The sequence below is a fragment of the Natronoarchaeum sp. GCM10025703 genome (assembly GCF_042661985.1).
Classification (GTDB): Archaea; Halobacteriota; Halobacteria; order Halobacteriales; family Natronoarchaeaceae; genus Natranaeroarchaeum.
Window position 1 is genome coordinate 153,869 of sequence record NZ_JBHSZF010000001.1, and the last position, 20,908, is coordinate 174,776.

Annotated in this window: 18 protein-coding genes and 3 pseudogenes; 13 read left to right on the plus strand and 8 right to left on the minus strand. The window is 56.7% G+C overall.

Features of this window, described 5'->3' with window-relative positions; genetic code table 11:
- Positions 1-224: 224 nt before the first annotated feature.
- The 6 genes and pseudogenes from yicI (at position 225) to ACFQH2_RS00875 (ending at position 7,144) form a co-directional block, all read left to right on the plus strand.
- On the plus strand, positions 225-2,465 hold the full coding sequence (yicI, locus tag ACFQH2_RS00850; protein ID WP_377076346.1) for an alpha-xylosidase: 2,241 nt from the start codon (positions 225-227) through the stop codon (positions 2,463-2,465).
- 66 nt (positions 2,466-2,531) lie between these two features.
- On the plus strand, positions 2,532-3,680 hold the full coding sequence (locus ACFQH2_RS00855; RefSeq protein ID WP_377076347.1) for an ABC transporter ATP-binding protein: 1,149 nt from the start codon (positions 2,532-2,534) through the stop codon (positions 3,678-3,680).
- Positions 3,681-3,887: 207 nt separating this feature from the next.
- A complete protein-coding gene (locus tag ACFQH2_RS00860; RefSeq protein WP_377055919.1) occupies positions 3,888-4,670 on the plus strand; it encodes an IclR family transcriptional regulator in 783 nt (260 codons plus the stop codon).
- A 667-nt stretch (positions 4,671-5,337) separates the two neighbouring features.
- A complete protein-coding gene (locus ACFQH2_RS00865; RefSeq protein WP_377055921.1) occupies positions 5,338-5,805 on the plus strand; it encodes a pyridoxamine 5'-phosphate oxidase family protein in 468 nt (155 codons plus the stop codon).
- A gap of 94 nt (positions 5,806-5,899) precedes the next feature.
- Positions 5,900-6,319: pseudogene (locus ACFQH2_RS00870) on the plus strand (CBS domain-containing protein); the annotation flags it as partial.
- A gap of 80 nt (positions 6,320-6,399) precedes the next feature.
- Positions 6,400-7,144 (plus strand): annotated as a pseudogene (locus tag ACFQH2_RS00875) (sugar phosphate isomerase/epimerase family protein).
- A 20-nt stretch (positions 7,145-7,164) separates the two neighbouring features.
- Here the strand turns inward: ACFQH2_RS00875 and ACFQH2_RS00880 are convergent.
- Both ACFQH2_RS00880 and ACFQH2_RS00885 read right to left on the minus strand, forming a co-directional pair.
- Positions 7,165-8,235: a CGCGG family rSAM-modified RiPP protein gene (locus tag ACFQH2_RS00880; protein WP_377076348.1), complete on the minus strand. Its 1,071-nt coding sequence runs from the start codon at positions 8,233-8,235 to the stop codon at positions 7,165-7,167.
- A 95-nt stretch (positions 8,236-8,330) separates the two neighbouring features.
- Positions 8,331-9,686 (minus strand): hypothetical protein, encoded by a 1,356-nt coding sequence (locus tag ACFQH2_RS00885; RefSeq protein ID WP_377055931.1) that lies wholly within the window; start codon positions 9,684-9,686, stop codon positions 8,331-8,333.
- A gap of 133 nt (positions 9,687-9,819) precedes the next feature.
- On the opposite strand from ACFQH2_RS00885, the gene ACFQH2_RS00890 reads away from it, so the two are divergent.
- The 3 genes from ACFQH2_RS00890 to ACFQH2_RS00900 are packed head-to-tail and all read left to right on the plus strand — an operon-like array spanning position 9,820 to position 10,936.
- Positions 9,820-10,092, plus strand: coding sequence for a DUF2249 domain-containing protein (locus tag ACFQH2_RS00890; protein WP_377055933.1), 273 nt, complete (start codon positions 9,820-9,822; stop codon positions 10,090-10,092).
- Positions 10,071-10,718, plus strand: coding sequence for a hypothetical protein (locus ACFQH2_RS00895; RefSeq protein ID WP_377076349.1), 648 nt, complete (start codon positions 10,071-10,073; stop codon positions 10,716-10,718). Before ACFQH2_RS00890 ends, ACFQH2_RS00895 begins: the two co-directional genes overlap by 22 nt.
- Positions 10,715-10,936 (plus strand): DUF2249 domain-containing protein, encoded by a 222-nt coding sequence (locus ACFQH2_RS00900; protein ID WP_377055937.1) that lies wholly within the window; start codon positions 10,715-10,717, stop codon positions 10,934-10,936. The genes ACFQH2_RS00895 and ACFQH2_RS00900 overlap by 4 nt, the downstream gene beginning before the upstream one ends.
- Before the next feature lie 42 nt (positions 10,937-10,978).
- Here the strand turns inward: ACFQH2_RS00900 and ACFQH2_RS00905 are convergent.
- Positions 10,979-11,373: pseudogene (locus tag ACFQH2_RS00905) on the minus strand (DUF2267 domain-containing protein).
- A 219-nt stretch (positions 11,374-11,592) separates the two neighbouring features.
- Positions 11,593-12,264, minus strand: a complete 672-nt coding sequence (locus tag ACFQH2_RS00910; protein ID WP_377076350.1) for an SDR family oxidoreductase — start codon at positions 12,262-12,264, stop codon at positions 11,593-11,595.
- A gap of 253 nt (positions 12,265-12,517) precedes the next feature.
- Between ACFQH2_RS00910 and ACFQH2_RS00915 the strand changes: the two genes are divergently transcribed.
- Positions 12,518-12,955, plus strand: a complete 438-nt coding sequence (locus ACFQH2_RS00915) for a hypothetical protein (RefSeq protein WP_377055941.1) — start codon at positions 12,518-12,520, stop codon at positions 12,953-12,955.
- 49 nt (positions 12,956-13,004) lie between these two features.
- Here the strand turns inward: ACFQH2_RS00915 and ACFQH2_RS00920 are convergent, their stop codons facing one another.
- Positions 13,005-13,466, minus strand: coding sequence for a DUF4112 domain-containing protein (locus tag ACFQH2_RS00920; RefSeq protein WP_377055943.1), 462 nt, complete (start codon positions 13,464-13,466; stop codon positions 13,005-13,007).
- A 449-nt stretch (positions 13,467-13,915) separates the two neighbouring features.
- Here ACFQH2_RS00920 and ACFQH2_RS00925 point away from each other — a divergent pair, with 449 nt between their 5' ends.
- On the plus strand, positions 13,916-14,944 hold the full coding sequence (locus ACFQH2_RS00925; RefSeq protein ID WP_377055945.1) for a tyrosine-type recombinase/integrase: 1,029 nt from the start codon (positions 13,916-13,918) through the stop codon (positions 14,942-14,944).
- Between the two features lie 377 nt (positions 14,945-15,321).
- Here ACFQH2_RS00925 and ACFQH2_RS00930 read toward each other — a convergent pair whose 3' ends face one another.
- Entirely contained in the window at positions 15,322-15,519 is a 198-nt protein-coding gene (locus ACFQH2_RS00930; RefSeq protein WP_377055947.1) for a hypothetical protein, read from the minus strand.
- A gap of 604 nt (positions 15,520-16,123) precedes the next feature.
- Here ACFQH2_RS00930 and ACFQH2_RS00935 point away from each other — a divergent pair.
- Complete coding sequence (locus tag ACFQH2_RS00935; RefSeq protein ID WP_377055948.1) at positions 16,124-16,567, plus strand: hypothetical protein; 444 nt, start codon at positions 16,124-16,126, stop codon at positions 16,565-16,567.
- A 267-nt stretch (positions 16,568-16,834) separates the two neighbouring features.
- Here ACFQH2_RS00935 and ACFQH2_RS00940 read toward each other — a convergent pair whose 3' ends face one another.
- Positions 16,835-17,800 carry a hypothetical protein gene (locus tag ACFQH2_RS00940; protein WP_377055950.1) on the minus strand — a complete coding sequence of 322 codons (966 nt, stop codon included), beginning with the start codon at positions 17,798-17,800 and terminating at the stop codon, positions 16,835-16,837.
- The gene (locus ACFQH2_RS00945) at positions 17,801-18,646 is read right to left on the minus strand and encodes a hypothetical protein (protein ID WP_377055952.1); all 846 of its coding nucleotides are present in this window, start codon (positions 18,644-18,646) and stop codon (positions 17,801-17,803) included.
- A 264-nt stretch (positions 18,647-18,910) separates the two neighbouring features.
- Here ACFQH2_RS00945 and ACFQH2_RS00950 point away from each other — a divergent pair, with 264 nt between their 5' ends.
- A complete protein-coding gene (locus ACFQH2_RS00950; protein ID WP_377055954.1) occupies positions 18,911-20,695 on the plus strand; it encodes a hypothetical protein in 1,785 nt (594 codons plus the stop codon).
- The last annotated feature ends 213 nt before the right edge of the window (positions 20,696-20,908 follow it).

Sequence of the window (20,908 nt, forward strand, 5' to 3'; positions counted from 1 at the left end):
ATGAGTACACTCCCCAAGAGCAGGATAAGCAACATAATGATTGTGGTCGGCGAGGGGGACACGGAGGATAGCTTTAATATGCTTACCACGGGTCTCTCGAAAGAGAACGATGGTTCTGAACCACTGTCAGCGGGGTCCGGCGGTACGACCGGAGCGAGAACGCGATAGAGTTACTCTGTGACGTAGACAGGGAACTCGCCCGACCACACAGCGACGACCGCCCGGTGCCGGTCGAACTCCAGTTTCTGAACGCCTCGACGTTCGAGTTCGAGCTTCGGGCGAACCCGGAAGCGGGTGAGGATCGGAACCCCTACCCCGAGTTCGACCGGGCGGCCGTCCGCGAGGACGTCGACCTCGAACTGGAAGAGCGCGACGGCACCCTCGTCGTCCGGACCGAGACGCTCCGGGTAATCGTCGGTCTCGACGCGTGGTCGTTCCGGGTCGAAGCCGACGACGGGACGCTCCTGTTCGAGGAGCAACGCGACGACCGAGACGTCCGCGGCAACGACCGCGTGGAGCCGCTGGGGTTCAGTGAAGAGGAGATCAACCACGGCCCCCACCGTGTTACGGAGACGGGGACGGCGTTCTCGCTGGCTCCCGGCGAGCGCCTGTACGGCCTCGGCGAGAAGTTCACGCGGTTCGACCGCCGGGGCCAGGAGATCGAGTCCTGGCACGTCGAACCCCTCGGCACCGAGAGCGAGCGCGCCTACAAGAACATCCCCTTTCACGTCTCCTCGCGGGGCTACGGCCTGCTGGTCGATACGACCCACCGCGTCAACTACGACCTCGGTGTCGAGTCGACTGCGAGTGCGACCGTCGGCGTCGAGGACGACCGGTTTTCGTTCGTCTTCTTTGCCGGCCCCTCGATCAAGACGATCCACAGTACGTACACCGAACTGACGGGACGGCCCGACAGGCCGCCCAAGTGGAGTTTCGGCGTCTGGATGTCGCGACTCGGCTACGAGTCCCGCGAACAATTAGAACGGATCACCGACCGCCTCCGGGAGGAGTCGATCCCGGCGGACGTGGTCCACCTCGATCCGTTCTGGATGCGCGAGAACAAATCGACGGATCTGGTCTGGGACACCGAGCAGTTCCCGGATCCCGAGGGGATGATCGAGGACCTCCACGAGAACGGCTTTCGGCTCTCGCTCTGGGAACACCCACACGTCCCGGTGGGGACCGATGCGTTCGTCGAGGCCCGCGAGGAGGGGTATTTCGTCGAGGACGGCACCGGGAAGCCCTACGTTATGGAGCGCACCTGTCAGGGGGACTACCGCGGAGCGATCGTAGACTTCACCGACCCGGACGCCGTCGAGTGGTGGACGGACAAACACCGCCGATTGCTGGAGATGGGCGTCGACACGTTCAAAACCGACTACGGGGAGTACGTCCCCGAGGACGCGGTCTTCGCGAACGGGCTCTCCGGGACGGCGATGCACAACGTCTACCCGTATCTCTACAACGAAGCCGTCTACGAGACGGTCGGCGAGGTCAACGGCGACGACGAGGCGCTGGTCTGGGGACGGGCCGGCTGGACCGGCAGTCAGCGGTTCCCCGTCCACTGGGGTGGCGACCCACAGACGTCGTTCAACGGGATGGCCGCGGCGCTGCGGGGCGGACTGAGCGCGTCGCTGTCGGGGATCGGCTACTGGAGCCACGACATCGGTGGGTTCCGCGGGGAGCCAAGCACCGAGACGTACATCCGATGGTCGCAGTTCGGACTCCTGTCGAGTCACTCGCGCTGTCACGGCACGACGCCGCGCGAGCCATGGGCGTTCGGGGAGGAGGCGGTCGAGATATTCAAACAGTTCGCTCGGCTTCGATACCGGCTCATGCCCTACATCTACAGCGAAGCCGAAGTGACGAGCCGAACCGGCTATCCGATCGTTCGCCCGCTCCTGTTCGAGTTCGAGGACGATCCATGCACCCACGAGATCGACGATCAGTACCTGCTCGGCGAGTCGGTGCTTGTTGCCCCCATCTTCGACGAGTCCGGCGAGCGCTCGGTCTACCTGCCAGAGGGCGAGTGGATCGACTGGTGGAGCGACGACCGCTACGAGGGCCAACAGCACCTCGACGTGACGGTGCCCCTCGACCGGGTCCCACTGTACGTTCGCGCCGGGAGCGTCCTCCCGATGCGTGACGCCACCGAACGGATCGAGGAGGGGCCGCCGGAACGGCTGACGCTCCGGACGTATCTCGCCGACGGGGCGGCCGCCGGACGCTACTTCGACGAACAGCGCGAGAAACTCGCCGAGTTCGGAATCAAACGGAGCGGCGAGACGATCACTGTCGAGGCGGATCCCGTCACGCCGACCTGCGAGTTACACGTCGATGGCGTCACAGAAGCGCCAGCGGACGTGATCGTGAACGGGGAACCGCTCGACCGGAGCGAAGACGGAGCCACAGTTGGCGAGTGGGAACTCGCCGACGGAGCGCTCCGTTCGGTCTTCGAGCCGTAGTGGACTCGATGTACCCACGGGATTTATTATCAGGGATTTCAAATCAAGCGTATCAGGTGACTATCTATGGGAACAGTTGACGTTAACGGTCTCACGAAAGTGTACGACGACGGGGGCAGTAACGAGATCGTCGCCGTCGAGGATCTGAATATCAGTATCGAGGACGGTGAGTTTCTGGTACTCGTCGGGCCATCGGGGTGTGGGAAATCGACGACGCTTCGATGTCTCGCCGGGCTAGAGATGCCGTCCAGCGGAACGATCGAACTCAACGGCGAGGAAGTCACTCACAAACGGCCCAAGGACCGGGGCGTGGCGATGGTCTTCCAGAACTACGCGCTCTATCCGCATATGAACGTCAGAAAGAACATGTCGTTCGGGCTAAAGATGACGACGGACCTCTCCAAGGAGGAGCGCCACGAGAAAGTCGAGTGGGCCGCGGACATCCTCGACATCTCCGAACTGCTCGACAAACGCCCGAAAGAGCTCTCAGGCGGCCAACAACAGCGTGTCGCGCTCGGCCGGTCGATCGTCCGCGACCCGGAGATCTTCCTGATGGACGAACCGCTCAGCAACCTCGACGCGAAACTGCGCACGACGATGCGAACGGAACTACAGGAGCTACAGCAGGATCTCGGCGTGACGACGGTGTACGTCACGCACGACCAGACCGAGGCGATGACGATGGGCGATCGGATCGCAGTTCTCGATCACGGAGAGCTCCAGCAGATCGGGACGCCGCTCGAGTGTTACCACCAACCCGAGAACAAGTTCGTCGCCGGCTTCATCGGCTCGCCGAGCATGAACTTCCTCGAAGTCACCCATCGAAACGGGCGACTCGAAGGCCCGGAGTTCAGCTACGAACTCAAGCCGGAGATCCGCGACCAACTACGAGACGCCAGCAACGAGTTGACACTCGGAGTGCGACCGCAGGATATCGAACTGGCGGACCCGTCAGTGGACAACGCGGTCCCGGCCTCGGTCAACGTCGTCGAGCCGATGGGGGAGGTGTCGATAATCTACATCGATATCGGCGGCAAAACGTTCACTGCTGGTGTCAGTGGCGAACTGATCATCGACAACGATCAGGAACTCTACGTCCACCTCCCTCCCGAGCGACTCCACCTGTTCGACAGCCAGACGGGCGAGGCAGTGAAGAACCGAGAAGCCATCGCCGGGAGCGACGCGATAGACGAGTACATGATCTCCTCGACGTAGCGGAAACACCTGTTTACAGCCGCTCGACACCACGTCTCGTTCGCACACGGCAAACGCCTCTTTTCGTACGCAAACCGTCTTATCGACTCCAGTGCCCGGTGTGAGGGGAGTATCAACGTCCTCCACCGCTCCGGTCATACCCCGTTCAATCGGCCCGCGTTTCCGAGATGCAAACAATTAATAATGATTAATCACTGGTTCTGAAACATGAGCGAAACACCCCGGCAAACGGAGGAAAAACGAACTGTCCAGGCGGTCCAGTTCTCCTGTGACATCATCGACGCGCTCAAAGAACTCGACGGAGCAGGTGTCACCGAAATCGCGAACCATCTCGACGTCTCGAAAGGCGCAGTCCACACCCACCTTGCCACACTCGAATCCAACGAACTCGTCAAGAAAGGGGACAACGAATATCGCCTCAGTCTTCGATTTCTCGACCTGGGCGAGTACGTCCGCAATCAGATAGATATCTACTCGGTCGTTCAGGAGGAGATCGATCGGTTAGCCGAGAACAGCGGCGAGGTCGCCCAGTTCATGATCGAGGAGCACGGGCGGGGCGTGTATCTGTACAAGTCTATCGGCGAGGATGCCGTCCAGACGGCGTCGTACGTCGGAACTCGCAACCCGCTTCACTGTACGGCACTGGGAAAATCCATTCTGGCGAATGTACCCGAAGAGCGGGTCCACGAGATCATCGACCGGCACGGACTCCCCGCACAGACGCCGAACACGATTACCGATAGGCAGGAGTTACTGGAACAGCTCGAAACCGTGCGCGAGCACGGTCTCGCGTTCGACAGAGAAGAGGTATTCAAAGGACTGCAGTGTGTTGCAGCACCGGTGCTCGATCAGGAGGGGAAGGTGATCGGTGCCGTCAGTGTCACCGGACCGAAAAGCCGAATGCAGGGCGAGTACCTCGAATCTGAGGTCGCCGAAATGGTACAGCACACCTCGAACGTAATAGAGGTCAACGCGGCACAGATCCAGTAGTCTGTTTGCACAGCGCAAACGAAAGTCGGGGTCGGACGGCGAAACGCCGGCCTTTTCACCGTTTTCGTTTGCGAGAGGTAAACGACAATCTCGGACGAGTTAGGGTGTCGAACCGAATCGTATTACAGCAGTACGCCTGTAAATAGAGACTGAGAAACTGCGGTCCACGCTCGCGGCCACAACCGTCACCAGGGCCGGAACCGGTTACAGGGGTACTTCCGTAAATCAAGGCGAACCACTCCTTCGACTTGCTCGATACTGACAGCACACTGGACGGAGCCGAAAAATAGCAATATATTTAGTATACTACTATAATATATTCTTTCAAATCTTAAAAAAGCGGTCATAACTATCCATCTCTCGATCGGAGTAAATCCCCATTTAGCCTATTGAAACGACCATAAACGTAGCTTCAGGATGTAGGACACGATCTACATTTCGTACGAGTGCAGAGAAGTAGTAATCTATTCATAACGCGGAATCAGTAGTATAAAGCGCCCAGATACAGTATTATGCCTCCCACTGCCGCGAACAGGGACATTCAAGATTTGATAACACATAATAAAAAAATAATACTACTATATTGAATATATTGGTCCTCTCTGCCGACAAAGCCCGATGAACGGCAGTAGGGGTTTTTGTACGGTGTTCGCCCTACTAGAGCACGATGTTCGTCGATACGCTCGAAGAGGCCGGTGTCGAACAGATGAGCGACGCCGAGATCAAGGAGTTCCTCACCGTACAGGGGGTCGGCGTACTCGGCCTCCCCAACGGGGAGGTGCCGTACCTGCTCCCGATGTCGTTCGGGTACGACGGTGACAGACGGCTGTACTTCACCTATCTGGTCAACGGAGAAAGCCAGAAAAACTCGCTGAGCGCCCAGGCCGATTCTGCGAGCTTTCTCGTCTACCAGGCGGACTCGACGTTCAACTGGGAGAGCGTCCTGCTGGAAGGCAGGATCGACAAACTCACTCCGGCGGAGTGGGAGAACCTGGGCGATGCGACGGATGGCGAGTGGCGTCCCCAACTACTCTCCGAGAAATCCGAAGACGGCGCAGTCAGATTCTACGAGTTCGTGATCGAAAGCCAGAGTGGTATCAAACACACGGGGCTTCCGCCGGGGTTCGAGAGCTAGCCGGTCGGTGCTCACCGGCAGTCTCCCACTCGGCACCCGGCCACCACAAACGACTATCACAGCTACCGTTGCCGTTCTAGATGGGGGAGAAAACATGCCAATCGAAGACCTCGCGCGAAGTGATGTCGTAACAGCAGGATCGAACACCTCAGCCACGGAACTCGCGGTGCTCATGGACGACGAAGACGTCGGGAGCGTCGTGATCACTGACGGAGAGACGCCCCGTGGGATCGTAACCGACCGGGATCTGACAGTCGGAGTGCTGGCCGAGGGGGCGGACTCGGACGAGATCAGCGCCGGTGACGTGATGTCGACCGAGCCAACGACGGTCGACCGTGACGCCGGGTTCTACCGGGCCACAGAGCTGATGGCACAGCACGGCGTTCGCCGGCTTCCGGTCTGTGACGACGATGACCAACTGGTGGGGATCATCACCGTCGACGACCTGAACGAACTGCTCGCGGACGAGCACGGCGAACTGGCGTCAGTGATCCGTGCCCAGCGCCCGCCCTACCAGGCGAGCCACGCGGGATCGGTCCCCCTTTTAAGAAAGACCACCCGGAGAGTTATGCAGACGTCGACGAGTGCCTGGGTATGGACGTTGGCCTCACCGTCGGCGACTCGATAGCGCGCATGGCGGCGACCGTCGAGGGGTTCGATCTGGCCGAGTTCTCGATCGGCGAGGGAACCGACGTCGACGAGATCGATCGGAACAGACTCGACGAAGTACTTTCAGAAGCGGATGCCGACCTCTGTGTCCACTTGCCGTTCAAGCAGGTCGCGGTGACGCCCGTCACCGAGATCAACGACGCGATCCGGGCGTATCTGACGCGGTTGCTGGAGTGGGCGGGCGCTCAGGGAGCAACGAAGGCAGTGCTCCACGGAACGGCCCGGAACCCACACGATACGGATCTCCGCCCGGCCTTCGCCGACCAGCTATCGGCAATCGGGGGCATCGCGGCGGACGCGGGCGTCGAACTCGTCGTCGAGAACGTCGGCCACCAGAAACGAGGACTCCCGCTAACGGTGCTGGGGGATCTGGCACGCGAGACGGAGACGGCAGTCTGTTTCGACGTCGGCCACGCATACATGGAGGACGGCCACGACGGCATCGACCGCTTTCTCTCGGGCTACGGCGACCTCGTCTCACACCTGCACGTTCACGACGCGCGAAGCCGCGGCGACACCCACCTACCGCTCGGCGCTGGCGAGATAGACTACGGCATCGTCGCCGAGGAGCTGGGGGTTCGATGGGACTGTCGCAGTCGAGGTGTTCACCGACGACGTGGCGCTGTTGGAGGACACACGACGGCGGATCGAGAGCCACCTCGCGCCCTGACTCGTCGCGGTCCGGGACGATCAGCTCTGTAGCGTGACGCGGTAGACGTAGCCGCCACAGCCACACTGGTCGACTACTGTGGTCTCCGCGTCGGGGTAGTTCTCGCGGATCGGAGCCTCCAGATAGTCGTCGGGACTGTCGTGGTTCGGGTGCGTAACGAGGTTGACGTGATAGCCCGCGCAGGTCTGCTCGATTGCGGCGAGCGCGTGCTCGACCAGCGTCTCCCGGTCGTCGGCGTAGCGGTCGCCCTCCAGGTTCGCGGACCACGATGCCGCATGATCGGTATCCAGAAATTGTGGGCGGTTCTCGTCTTTCCCGCTCTCCGCCGCTTCGCCGCCGTCGGCAACGTCGCTGTTGGACATGTAGTTACCTTGGGCGCGGACGACCCTCAGAGGCAGTGCGAACAGGTTCGGGGTAACGCCGCAGGCCTCGTCGTCGATCGAGTGGGGTTCGATCGGGTGACGCGGCAGGTCGTCGACGTACTCGCGAACGATGGTCCGCTGGACGCGCTGGAGCACTTCGCTACACGTCGATTTCGCGATATCGAGATGCTCCGCGACTTCGGTCAGCGTGCAGGTGCGCGGGACGTCGTAGTAGCCCCGCTCGACGGCCTCGAAGAGTACCTCGCGCTGGCGCTCGGTGAGCGACTCACCGGGGTTCATTCGCTGCTGGACGTACTCGACGTCGAACTCCGCACCGACGGTTCGGAGTAGCTCTCCGAAGTCGGCCACGCGGTCGTGCGCGCCGGTGACGTCGACCCGGGCGATACCGTTCTCGATCTTGACGGGCATCTCGATCGGGACGCCCGCCTGCTGTGCGGCGTTCATCAACAGCGGTGCGTGCGCTTCGACCTGAACCGTCGCGACCCCGTCTTCGAGCGCCATCACTGATAGCTCAGCGATCGTCTCGTGGGCCTCTATCGCGTCGAGGACGGAATCGATGTCGTCCGCCGTCACCTGCACGAGTGCGAACCCCGCGCCATCCCCGGGCGTGGTAGTCACCACCTGGAACTGCGCGTCGGGAAACTCGCGGGAGACCGCGCTCACCCACGGCCCCTCGGGGAGGTTCACGTGGAGTCGAGCCTGTGCCATATCATCGCTTTGCTGTCGCGACGCAAGTCCCTTCCTTTTCGTGGCTCCCGATCCTCGATTCGGTACGGCGTATGAGGGCGCTCCGATCCGGTCCCTCACGGCTCCGGAGCGTCCATTTCCGTCGACTCGTCGTATCGGACGAGCATCGTCGGCCCGGCGTGGCGAGCCAGCGTCAGGACGAGATTACCGACGAACAGCAGGACCCCGGCGATGACGAGACTGCCAGCGAGCAGTCGGACGGTATCCGCGTAGCCGCCCAGCGAAACAGTCGCGGAGGCGAGCAGGAGGGCTGTCCCGACGACCATCGCGGCGAACTCGATGGCGGAGACGCGACCGTCGTAGAGGTCGTCGATTGCGGGTACGCGTTCGAGACCGACGCGGTCGCTGTAGCGTTCGAGCCAGACGATAAACGGCACGACGTGATACACCGTCCCGATCACGACGAACCCGATGAGCGCGCCGAGCAGGAGGCTACCGACGGCCGGATGGCCGAACCGAACCGGCGCGCCGAGTGGGCGAAGGATCCAGGTCCCGGCCGCGGTCAGCCCCCACGCCAGTGCGGTCACCGTCACGACCGCGTATCGCGAGAGCATCGGCGTTCCGCCCGTCGTTGCAGTCCGGAGACGGCGGCCGAGAACGAGTCCAGTCACCAGCACGCCGGCGGCGACGAGTAGCCCGCCGAGGGTAGCGACGGGCGCGTGCTGGATCAGCCGTCCCGCCGCGAGCGTCAGGACGCCGACGGGGTAGATTACGGTCTCGGCGGCCACGAGTCGGTCGTCGAGCGGCGTCGGGTCGCTCTGGGTAAACATCGGACCGAGTTGGTAGAGTGCGCCGACGACGGTCGTCAGCACGCCGCCGAAGACGGCGAGGGTCACGTGTGCGTCCACGACGGCCGGGCGTGCGAGTCCGGCATCGATGAGCACGCCCCATCGGTAATCAGCGGCGAGAGTTCCACCGAGCGTGATCGCGAGCGCAAAGAAGCAAAGCGCCAGCGCGAAGTGTCGCTCGGTGACGTCGAACGGCCGCGCTGGCCAGAGCGTCCGGGAGAGGTTGTAGACGAAGACGGCGAACCCGGCCACGATGAGCGCGGCGAACTCGACGCCATCGAGCGGTCGACCGAGCCAGAGCACGCCAGCAAAGCCGGCGACGCCGACTGCGATCAGCGCGAGTTGCAGGTTCGCCAGCCGTTCGGAGTAGATCTCGACGCCCGACCAGACGGGGACGAACTGCGTCATCGCCCCGACGATGGTGAGACAGACCCACCCGACGAGCAGCAGGTGGGCAACCGCGATGCCGCCGAAGGCCGAGGACGGAACCGGGCCGTCCATCGTCCACGAGAGACCGAGCACGGCCCCCACGACGAGGAATGCGAGGGCAACGAGAAAGTGCCGAAGCGGTATCGTCGTCGGTGGACGAGTCGACGTAGTAAGATCCTCGGAGAGGGTTTGCATGGTTGCCGGTTAGCAGTACTCCCCCGTGAGGCTAGTTCCGCATATGTTCGGGATGCCCGAGCCAGTCGGACTGTATCCGCCCCCGAACACGTTCGGAACAAACCATGGGATGCTGGGGACCCGAACGTCGGGTATGTCCCACGAAGCGACCGTGCTCGCCGAGACGGACGCTCCGGACGACCGGCCGGTCGAGACGCTGGACGTTCGCGAACTCGGGCCGCCGGAGCCGTTACAGCGTACCTTCGAGTTGTTGGCCGACCTGTCCGGCGAGACCGTCCTCGTCCAGCACAACGACCGCGCGCCACAGTTCCTCTATCCGAAGCTAGAGGACCGCGGCTACAGCTACGAGACAGTCGAGACCGACGACGACGTCGTGACAGTGGTGTGGCGAGAGGTGGGCGAATGAGCCTGTTCGGCGGGAACGAACCGGAGTTCGATCCGGACGACGCGTTCGTCTCCGAGCACATTCCGGATCCCGGTAGTTTTCTGGAGGGCCACGAGATCCTGGTCGAGGACGAACACGTCGTCGTCCATCGCCACGCCGCGGACGCCTTCGAGGAGTACGGCGTGTACGACGCCACGTTCGGGTACAACCTGGCCCAACTCAACCGGGATCCGCGACACACCGACGCCGGGTTTCGCTACGCCGAGGAACGAGAGGACCCGGCGACGCTACGCGCGGAGTTCACGCCGACGACCGCGTTCTGTCCGCAGGCCGAGCCACTGGCCGTCGGGGCGTTCCGCGCGCTAAACGCCGTCGACGCGCACGGCTACGAGCAGGTCCGCGTCCGGGTGGACGAGACGCTCAACGGTAGCGAAGCAGTCAACGACCAGCTGAACGCCTCGAATCCGACGAGACGGACGCAGACCTCGATCCGACCGGCGACGGCGAGAGCAACAGACCGGGAGAATCGTCACGTCCGTTCTGAGTCGGTGACACTCGGTACCGTGTGGAATCTGTCGACGCTCCCAGGCGACGAACATGTTCCCGACAACGACCACCGCCGTCCGGCATCTACGTCCGGTGTATGAGCACGTCAGAGCCAGTTCTCGACGCTCGTGAGATCAACGAACCGCCGTTCGAGGCGATCAGCGAGGCACTCGACGACCTCGACGAGGGAGCGACGCTTACCCTGATTAATCCGTTCGAGCCGCGACCGCTGTACGACGTACTGGACGAACGCGGGTTCACCCACACGGCCGAGCAAGTCGCCGAATCGGAGTGGCACGTCGAGATCAAGCATCGCTGATCTCTGCGAGCGCGCGGATCCCGCCGAGTGCGCGGAGGGATGCTAGTCGGATGCTTCCGAGGCGTCGAGGAGCTCGAACAGCGGATCGAACTCTTCCGGAAGCCCTGCCCGGGCCTTCTCGATGTTGCCCGCCGGGACGTCCTCGGCGACGACGACCATCACCTGCTGGGCGTGGTAGTTGGCGTCGGACCGATCGACGCCCTCGCGTTCGGCCACCCGATCCAGGAACTCGTTGTAGTCGAAGCGCTGTCCGTGCTCGGCCTCGATCAGGTAGCGATCGATCTCCATCGGCAGTGGACTCGCGAGATCCGTCGCCTCCCCTCCGGCATCCGCTCGCCGAGCGTCGTCAGGACCGCACGGATGGCGCGAACGGCCTCCCCGTACTGTGCATACTCCAGTCTGTGCTGTACCTGGCCGACGAAATCTTTGTAGTTCATAGCTGTCTGGTAGCAGACCGCTGGTTTCCCCACTGTACTCCGTTCAGAAACTACGACGGCAGAGAGGATAAACCTGATAACGGATGAGAAGTCGATGCAGTCAGCACGGCGGTCGGCCCACCAGTATCGGTCGAACTATCGGTTCATGAGCGCCTCGAACAGCGCCAACAACAACCGAACACGAGCAGTCTGAGCCCGATCTGTCCCAGTTCCCTTCGACTACCTGTACGTCTGCGTGACACGGGCCACGACGAGCGGAGGAGAACGACCAGGATATGAAAAATGAAGCCGATCAGTCGACGAGCCAGCCACCGTCGACGTCGACCGCAGCACCGTGCATGAACGAGGCGTCATCGCAGCGAGGAAGACGGCGACAGTCGCGATCTCTTCGGGCGCGGCGTAGCGCCCTGCTGGCGTATCGGCGGTCATCGCCTCCATCTCTTCGATCAGATCGTCGGTCATCCCCGTCTCGACCGCGCCCGGACAGATCGCGTTCGCCCGGAGCTCCGGCCCGTAATCGTGTGCGAGCTGTTTCGTAAACCCGATCAGCCCGTGTTTCGAGGTCGTGTAGGCCGAACCACCTCCCCCAGCAACTTTTCCGGCGATCGACGCCGTATTGATGACGACGCCCTCGTCGTCCCCCTCCAGTAGTTCGGGGAGAGCGGCACGAGTCAGATAGAAGGGCCCGTTCAGGTTCACGTCGAGGACGCCGTGCCAGAGGTCGTCGGACGTCTCCGTAGAGCGCCATCGCCTCCCCACCGTCGCTCTCGATCTCGTCGGCAACCGCCTCGATACCCCCTCGTCGACGTCGACCGCGACCACGCTTGCACCCTCGTCGGCGAACTCGTGGGCCATCGACTTCCCCATTCCCGATGCTCCACCCGTAATCACGACGACACTATCTGATAAGTCGAACATAACGACACGAGCAGAGATCCGTCGACTGCCACCGAGACGGTAGCCGTCGGTAGTGCGCCATAGACCGAGCAGACATCGACCGGCATGTATCCGTGTGTTTCTATGATGTAAAAGTAAAGAAAATTGATCTTTCAGCAAGTAATCGGCCTCACAGACGCCCGGAAACACGCGCTCCGAGCAGCGCAGAACACAAAGGATTTGCCACGTGGGCAGCGACCAGACGGCCGTGAATCGACGTACATATCTGGCATCAGTCGGAGTTACGGGAGCGGCAGTACTGGCAGGGTGCACAGATGGTAGCACCGGTGGCGACGACTGTCGGATCGAGACCGAAGAAAGATCAGAAAAAATATACGACGGGTGGGAGACGATCGGTGCCGGCCAGACGTGGACGGTCCGGGCCGAGGTCGAGAAAGCGGGTCACGAACTGGAGATCCTTGCGGTACAGACGGGCGATGGTGCGCGGCCGCTGTTACGGGTGGAGGATTCCAACGGGGACCTCGTGCTGGAGACCGACGTCGCCGATCGTATCGAGCGTCGCCTCACCGCCGAGACCGAAGGCCGGTACTACATCTCTCTCGAAAACACTGCGGCGTTGACCTCGGGCGAGTGGGACCTCGACGTCACGTATCACTACGAGGTCGAGCAGGAGGTCTGTGAGTAGGCAGTGATAGGTATCGCCCTCGTCAGGCGAGTACGGTTTCTGTGAATACTCAGTCCGTTTGAATCGGGACATCGACAGCTGTCTCTGCGTCATCACTATCGTTCGAGTTCTCGGCAGGTGGTTCGGCAAGTTCCTCGAGTGCAAGTTCGACATTGCGTTTGTTCGCCTTCCAGAACGAGTCGAAGAGAGTGCCGGCGTAGGGAATCGACCCACCAGCCACGTCGATACTGATATTGGCGATCATCCGCAGCAATGTCATATAGGAGACGCCCAGATTGGCAGACTCGACGATGATATAGACCGAGATACCAGCGCTGAACAGATCACCAGCGACCGGGAGGACGCCGAGAATCGGGTCGATACCGACGCTGGTGTTCGTCCCCGGAATCTGGATACTCTCGTCCAGCGCATACGCAACAGCCTCCATCCGGTGGAGCGCTGCCTCGTCGACGCTGGGCGGGATCTCCCCATCATACTCCACGTCGAAACGCGACTGGAAATTGGCTGTCATACGACCGCAGGTCGGGCGGGACACGGAAAGGCATCGTGGTGATCAGGAACGAAGTGCAATAAAATCGAACTACCCGGCCAGCACTGTCCCAGGCTAGCCGGCTCTCCGGAGTAGCGGTCAGTGCGGTTCTCCGGTTAGCCGTTCCAGAGAATCACACGCTCGGTCACTTCGCCGGGTCGAGTACGTCTTCGGCTTCCTCCTCGGTCAGGTAGCCTTCGGCGATGGCGAGAAAAGTCGTGGAAAGGTGTGTATGGAAGCTACCCACGTCTGGTCATTCATTATCGTCAGGAAAACTCATGGGCCAACGCGGATTTGAACCGCGAACCTCAGCGCCTCTACCGCACGATTTCGGCGCTTTAGCCGCCACGCGGGCGGTTATTTGCGAATTGCTCACTCTGCGGTTGAGCGTAAGGCCCACTCTCCGAAACTTGTGTTCCGGATACCACCTCATGTCCAATCCAGAATACGAACTCTACGAAACCGAACCCGAAACTGCACTTGAACGATACATCTCCGATCGGGAAAACGAAGTCCAATCCGCAACTCTCCGATCACACAAAGCTCGACTGAAAAAATTCATTGAGTGGTGTGGGATCGAAGGAATAGAAAACATGAACGACCTCAATGGTCGCAACCTACAGGACTTCCGCTACTGGCGGAAAGAAGACGGGGATCTGAACAACGTCACACTCCACACCCAAATGACCACCTTCCGAGTGTTCATAACGTGGTGCGAAGACTTCCAAGCAGTCACTCCCGGCCTTCATGAGAAAATACGTGTCCCCAAACTCGATCCGGGGGAAGACGTTTCAAACGACAAAATGGAACCTGAAAAGGCTCTCAAGATCCTCGATTATCTCGAAAAGTTCCAATACGCCTCTCGGGATCATGCAATGTTTCGACTACTGTTCCGAACTGGAGTCCGGACTGGAGGATTGCGTACTCTCAATGTCTCGGATTACCATTCCGAGGACCAATACATTGAGGTGAAGCATCGACCTGAAAAAGATACTCCGCTCAAAAATGGAAGTCAAGGACAACGGCCAATCTACCTCAATTCCATGACCTGCCAAGTTCTCGAAGACTACATCGAGAATAACCGGATTGAAGCGAAAGACGACTACGGACAGAAACCACTGCTCACTACCAACCACGGTCGGCTCTCTCCCAATACCATCCGCCAACGTCTGTACAAACTCAGCCATCCCTGCTTCTACACAGGAAAGTGTCCACACGACGAAAATCCGAAAACGTGTGATTTCAAAAACAATGTAGACTACGCGAGTCAATGCCCATCTTCCAAATCCCCACACTCAGTCCGAAAAGCCAGCATCACCTACTGGCGTCAGCGTGATACTCCAGCGCAACAAGTGGGGGAACGAGCTAACGTGAACCAAGATATAATCGAAAAACACTACGACAAGCGAACTGATAAAGGGAAAATGGACCAGCGGAAGGACTTCTTTGATCGGGAATAAGAGGCGTCTGTTGATCTCTCGAATGACCCATCAATAAATAAAAAAATCCCCCGACCTGTTAAGGCCGAGGGTGGGGCGTTCATTCATTCACAGTAATCGTCGCGTCGATCTTCTTGAGCGGAGTTGGCTTCTCAATATCCACCTGTAGATCATCATGACCAGTTTCATCTTTATGTTTTATTGCGAAAAATTTGATCGCACGTCCAGTGGTGTACGGACTGTACTCTCCTTCTTTTAAAGAATCAAACAACTGGCATTGTTGAAATCCTATTCTTCAGACATATCATCGTCTGAAACAGCCGGTCGCTGAAGAGTGCGTATCTGCCACAGAATAAGAAATCAACTTCAGTAGGCCGTGGTCGGTTGGTTGCAGAAACTCACCGACCGTATAAGATGTATGATAATAAAAGAAAGCCCAATATTGCTCCACCGATAAAACCACTCACTCCACCAATCTGACCGCCAAGTACTGCTCCAACACCACCCAGAACAAATCCAAGAACAGTACTACCAAAAATAAGAAAAGCTCCCGTCTGCCATTCTTCGACCAGATCAACTCCGCTCTTTTCAGCCATACAATACATATCAATGCCCATCCAGTTAAAACAATCGTTGCGCATGAGTTTTAATCGGATGGGATTTCTGAAACGAACGCCATCCCCTTACTGAATACATTACCTGTACTGACCGCAAACGGGTAACATATATCATATACTGGGGATTTCAAGAAAGGCAAATAGAGACGATACAACCACGACGGAGACGAAGCGTCAATAGAGATCTGCTTGTCCGACTACTCTCGGGAGTAGATATCGTGTTCAATCATTCGCTTCATTTCTGATGTGATCGCTTCTGAAAGTAGCCACAGAGAGATTGGAAATACAATAAATATCAGCAATTCAGATATGAAAATTGCGATATAAGATATGATCGTTGAAATCAAGGATACTACAAATAGCTTCCCAGTAAGGGATAGTGTATAACTTGGCACAATAAAACGTTTCCTTGATCTTACAAATAACCGACGGAATCACACTGAATTTAGTTCGCATCCATCGCTTATCAAAACATATTTGAATTGATATTTGTATGCCAAATTTCAAAGAGTTATCGTACTTTCTTTGAGTCTTTAGTAAGATATTTGATAAGAACTAAGTTGAGTGCGCTCGTAGATAGAGTATGAGCGAAAACAAAGAAGCCGATTTCCACATCTACTATCGCAAGGCTGGTGGGGGATTCACTCGAAGTCCTCGCGATCACTTCGTGAAAAACGGTGAAGCACTGTGTGATTATGGCGTCAACCCACCGGATACTGATGATCTAAAACCGATAGAAGATTTGTCTGATGGTGAATGGGCACTGCTTCTAAGTGGAACCCACAGCGGTAGCTCGAATCTCTGTGATAAATGCATTGAGCGGGCAGACTGGGAGGACATCTTCCCAGAGGATATTCCGGATGAGGCTCCTGAGTACGAATGTCCAACATGTGGTGAGGCTGCATTAGCAGTAGACTTAGAGCATGTTGCCTACGTAACCCACGGTTCGCTTGCTCCGTTCCGAGGGACTACTCACAAAGTACCGCGGGACCACTACGAGCAATGGCGGCGTCAGCCTACACAGTGAGCTGAGTTCTCAGTAGTCTTGTTGAATACAGCGTGCGCATCAGCTCGGAATACCGAGGCAACATTATATTCTTACCATGGGCGCGCTTTACCGCTACCCAAGCGCTCTATGGGATTATACTCTCACTCCCTGCCTAATACGCTCGATTCTACTATACCGCCGTATTGGTATGTAATAAAAGCCATCATGTGTGCCGCACCGTGACGTGTCAATTTGGTAAATCGGTTAAGCAAGCCCCGCTTGATGAGGATTAGCCAGGAGAAAGAGCTACAGAATCAACCTGTCTTCGGAAGCATAGCAGTAGATACTCCGAATTAGCAACGTGGCAGTAATAGCAGAGTCAAGTGCGATCTCTGATGAGGTATCCCACCTTTCAAGAATCTCAGTATCATCTCCGTGTGCGCCTCCTTTATTTCTAATCTCGGTGAACGCGAAGACTCTACGCTTGTGAATACGCTTTACCAAATCATCACCCTGTAGATGGTTGACGACAGGGATTATTCCAGAGGCGCTTCCATAGTCTCGGTCATCGCTACCGTACTTATCACCAACATTTCTAAGAAAGTCCTCAAGTGCTCTTCCCGTAGCACTAATTGAATCTCGTGGACTTTGTATATGTTTCAGATAGCCATTTGCCAAATCGGCTTTCGTGTCTTCATCTAAGAAAGACATCAGCTCTTCTCCCAAGATCTCGTCCAAATATATCCTTACTTCCAGCTCCGAATCAAGAGATTCTCGAAGTTGTTCTATTGAGTGGGTGGAGTCCGTTGGAATTTCTCGAACCTCAATAGAAACGTCTCCTTCTTCAGTCAATATTCCAGCATACTGACCTAATCGCTCAAAGTACGTCTGCATATACTCTTGTCCACTTGCTAAGTCCTCATACGCCGCATAGACCATCTTTGAGGCTTCTTCAGATGAATAGCCACGGTTCAAATAAGCTGCATAATCTATGAATGGCTGATGCCTCAACAGTGCTCTCTCGATAACGGCATTTCTGTTATCAGGGGGTAACTGTTGTATCAGGTCGCTATATTCAATATCGACGGTGTATTCACCATCCACAACAACAATCTCTAATTCTTGTAGTATCTTGACTGCTTCCCGAACCTTGCGCTCGGATTCATCGACGAATTGTGCGACCGTTTTATTATTAGCACGCTCATCCAACTCAGAAAAAGCGAACAATATCTCAGTTATATCCTCTGGTGGAACTACGTATGCGGGAAACATTCACTCTAAGTCTTTATTCTTAAGCGAGTTTATCAAAGAGGTAACCTCTTCACTCTCCCAGTCAGCTGATGAGATCTCGATATTGACCGTGACATCGAAACCTGATTCTATGCTTTCCTCAATGGTTTGGGATACCTCAACATTCTCCTCCTGAGAATTTATCGGAGAAGAAGGGGTAGTCCCATCAGAGGATTCTAAATCTTTGTTTTCTTTTTCATTGTTGTTTCCTTCTTCATCATCCTCATCTATGGGAAGTTCTTCCTGAGTAGGCTCTTCATCTTCCGGCTCTTCCGACGCTGAATCAGAGAGAAATTCAGAATATTCTTCGTTCACAACCAGACGAGTTGGATAGCCACTTTGTCCCCGTTTATATTCTCCGACGCCACATTCATCTAAGACCTGTAAAAACGTACCTGCGGCAGACTCAAGGGTTCTATCACTCACCCCAAAATCGAAATTAATCCCCATCTCACTTTGAACAACTTCTCTCTCAAGATACTGTTCTCCATCATCACTCGTTAGACTTCCCCCAACGATTTCGAGAAGTGTGTTGTAGAAATCATATTGCTTGACGAGACTTCTGAACAGTTCTTTTTCCTCCTCGTCAGAAAGTCTCCCATAACCAATTCGCTTACCTTCTGTCGTTGGTTTGTAGCCGTTCTCTGTTTTCTCAAACAATCCGAGTTGAACAGCTGCTTCAAGGGTTCTACTGAAAGTGCTACCCTGTAGGTCTTCAACCCCTTCCTCTAATTCGTCCTTATCCGTTTCTGAAACATCACGTGACTCCTCACAGAGTAGTTTGATATTGCCAATTGTCGCATCGTATGGGGGTTTTTCGTAGCTCATATCATGGGGCTGACTCACCCCCACTACAATAAAGTTCGGAAGAAGACTAATACGTAAAAAGAGATGTTGCCTAATTGGCTGTACTACCCGGTTTGCCTGCTACTGTGTACAACCTCTATATTCAGAATACTATTCATATTAATAGCTAAGGGTCTAACAGATCCGAAAGGGATTTTCCAATACTGTTTAATCCCCTCATCCCACGGTCTATATATCGCAGACAGTCTATTTGATCACTCGACTGCAGAATTGACTCGCTCTGAGGTGCGTGATCGGCTTGATGAAACACTTCTTGCTGCCTTTGAACAGGACAACTCCACCCTTGTTGAAGCTCTCCCTGCGATGGGTAAAAGCTACGGCGTCATCAAATGGGCAGACGACACCGACAACCAGCTCACGATCTTAACCTCTCGTCACGAACTCTACGACCAGTACGAAGACTGGTGTATTGACCGAGAGCTATCTTATCTCGAACTACCTGCCTTCCAGCACGTTTGCGAAACAATGGGAGAGGATGAACCCATTGAGGCGGAGGTAAACGAGGTCTATGACGCAGGAATCTCAGGAGCAGAACTACACCGGAACGCTCAACGATACTTTGGAGAACCGCTCCCTTGCCAACGAGAAGGTCGCTGTTCGTATATGGAGAAACGGGAGTTCAACCCTGATGACTACGACATTCTGATCGGCCACTACTTGCAGGCCCATAATCCGAAATACCTCGAAAATCGGTATGTCGCATTTGACGAGTTCCCCGGTGATGCATACTTTTTCGAGCCAACACACATTGAGGCCACGAGAGCGGTGAGCAACTATCTGAAAGAGGAAGACGATCTCCCCTTCAAGAACTGGAAGGATCTGATTCGACGCCGAGGTAATGACGAGTACAAGGAAGCTATCAAGGAGTGGAAAGAGGACCTCGGTTTCTACTCACATCGAGATACACGGGTCAACCTGCAACGGAGGCCGGGATTCCATGCCCATGCCCCACTGCTTACCCACGCTGGACTTGAATTTCAACTGCTGGAGAATGAGTGGGAGTACGCAAAACTTGGATCAGGGCGGAGAGCTGTTCGCAGTCCAGAGGATGAGTGGACAGTTCTTGTTCCACCCCCACTCTATAATGCGGAAAGCGTAGTCGTCCTTGACGGTACTCCAACGATCACCAAATGGCGGCTTGTTCTCGGTGGTGATTGGTTGGAGCACGAGGAAGTTCTTGAATCTGACGAGGAGAAGCAGGAGTATCTTCGAGACGTTCTTGATCTCCAGATCATCCAGACGAATGCTGGCGCAAAACCCTACCAGAGCGGAACACACGTCAATATCAGGTCGGATGGATCTTTACTGGAAGGCATCTATGAGCGGGAGGGCAGTCGTCCAGCAGTTATCACCTCGAAACAGGCGAAGGAACAGTACGAATCGAGTTCCCTGGAAGAATACATTGAGTCGGCAGAGCACTATGGAAATCTCAAGGGGAGTAACGAGTTCGCCGAAACACGACTGGGAGCGGTAATCGGAAGTCCACATCCTCCGGAAAGCGAAGCAATTCAACGATGGGGCGCTCTCAATGGAGATGCTGTCGAACGGAAAGTGGACGAAGACGGTAGAGTAACCCGTGGCGTTGATCTCGATTTCGGTTCACTCGGAAATGCACTATTCCAAGCTGTCGTTGAAAAGGAAGTCCTGCAAGCAGTGATGCGATTCGGTCGAACACCGAGTAATGGAGAACGCGGGGCGACGGTGTATGTCCATACGTCTCGGCTCCCTTATTGGGTAACTCCTGACGCACGCGGGAAAGTCAAAACATGGTCAAGGGGAATGCAGGAAGTTGTCGTGGGACTCAATGAATCGGAACAGTGGCCAGATGATGAGGTGACGAATAGCGAGATCGCAGAAAAGACTTCGATCGGCAAACGGCAGGTTAGTGAGCTGATGCAGGAGTTAGACGAGGAAGGGTATGTAACACATCGACGGGGAGGCCGTGGAAACGCATACCACTGGTCGAACGAGCGACTGGAGGATTTCACGGAGTTCGGACAGTTGGAGTAGGTTTCCGAATTCTTACGTATATACTTTATACGTCAAACTTCGGAAAGACAGGGAGTATTACCCTCTCAATCAAAATACAATACACTAACGCATTGAGTGGGATTAGATCTCTTCTTAGCTTCTTAATCAGACGAGACACTAAGTCCAACAATTTAAAAAGTCCTATTGTAACTCAGTAAAACAATTCTCCCCCACTCAATGCGATGTAATTCT

Excerpts from the sequence above, each read along its gene's own strand:
- ACFQH2_RS00930 (WP_377055947.1), bottom strand. The coding sequence starts at position 15,519 with ATGGCTGAAAAGAGCGGAGTTGATCTGGTCGAAGAATGGCAGACGGGA.
- ACFQH2_RS00940 (WP_377055950.1), bottom strand. The coding sequence starts at position 17,800 with ATGTTTCCCGCATACGTAGTTCCACCAGAGGATATAACTGAGATATTG.
- ACFQH2_RS00935 (WP_377055948.1), top strand. The coding sequence starts at position 16,124 with ATGAGCGAAAACAAAGAAGCCGATTTCCACATCTACTATCGCAAGGCT.
- ACFQH2_RS00890 (WP_377055933.1), top strand. The coding sequence starts at position 9,820 with ATGTCCCACGAAGCGACCGTGCTCGCCGAGACGGACGCTCCGGACGAC.
- ACFQH2_RS00885 (WP_377055931.1), bottom strand. The coding sequence starts at position 9,686 with ATGCAAACCCTCTCCGAGGATCTTACTACGTCGACTCGTCCACCGACG.
- ACFQH2_RS00925 (WP_377055945.1), top strand. The coding sequence starts at position 13,916 with ATGTCCAATCCAGAATACGAACTCTACGAAACCGAACCCGAAACTGCA.
- ACFQH2_RS00900 (WP_377055937.1), top strand. The coding sequence starts at position 10,715 with ATGAGCACGTCAGAGCCAGTTCTCGACGCTCGTGAGATCAACGAACCG.
- ACFQH2_RS00855 (WP_377076347.1), top strand. The coding sequence starts at position 2,532 with ATGGGAACAGTTGACGTTAACGGTCTCACGAAAGTGTACGACGACGGG.
- ACFQH2_RS00945 (WP_377055952.1), bottom strand. The coding sequence starts at position 18,646 with ATGAGCTACGAAAAACCCCCATACGATGCGACAATTGGCAATATCAAA.
- ACFQH2_RS00865 (WP_377055921.1), top strand. The coding sequence starts at position 5,338 with ATGTTCGTCGATACGCTCGAAGAGGCCGGTGTCGAACAGATGAGCGAC.
- ACFQH2_RS00920 (WP_377055943.1), bottom strand. The coding sequence starts at position 13,466 with ATGACAGCCAATTTCCAGTCGCGTTTCGACGTGGAGTATGATGGGGAG.
- ACFQH2_RS00880 (WP_377076348.1), bottom strand. The coding sequence starts at position 8,235 with ATGGCACAGGCTCGACTCCACGTGAACCTCCCCGAGGGGCCGTGGGTG.
- ACFQH2_RS00860 (WP_377055919.1), top strand. The coding sequence starts at position 3,888 with ATGAGCGAAACACCCCGGCAAACGGAGGAAAAACGAACTGTCCAGGCG.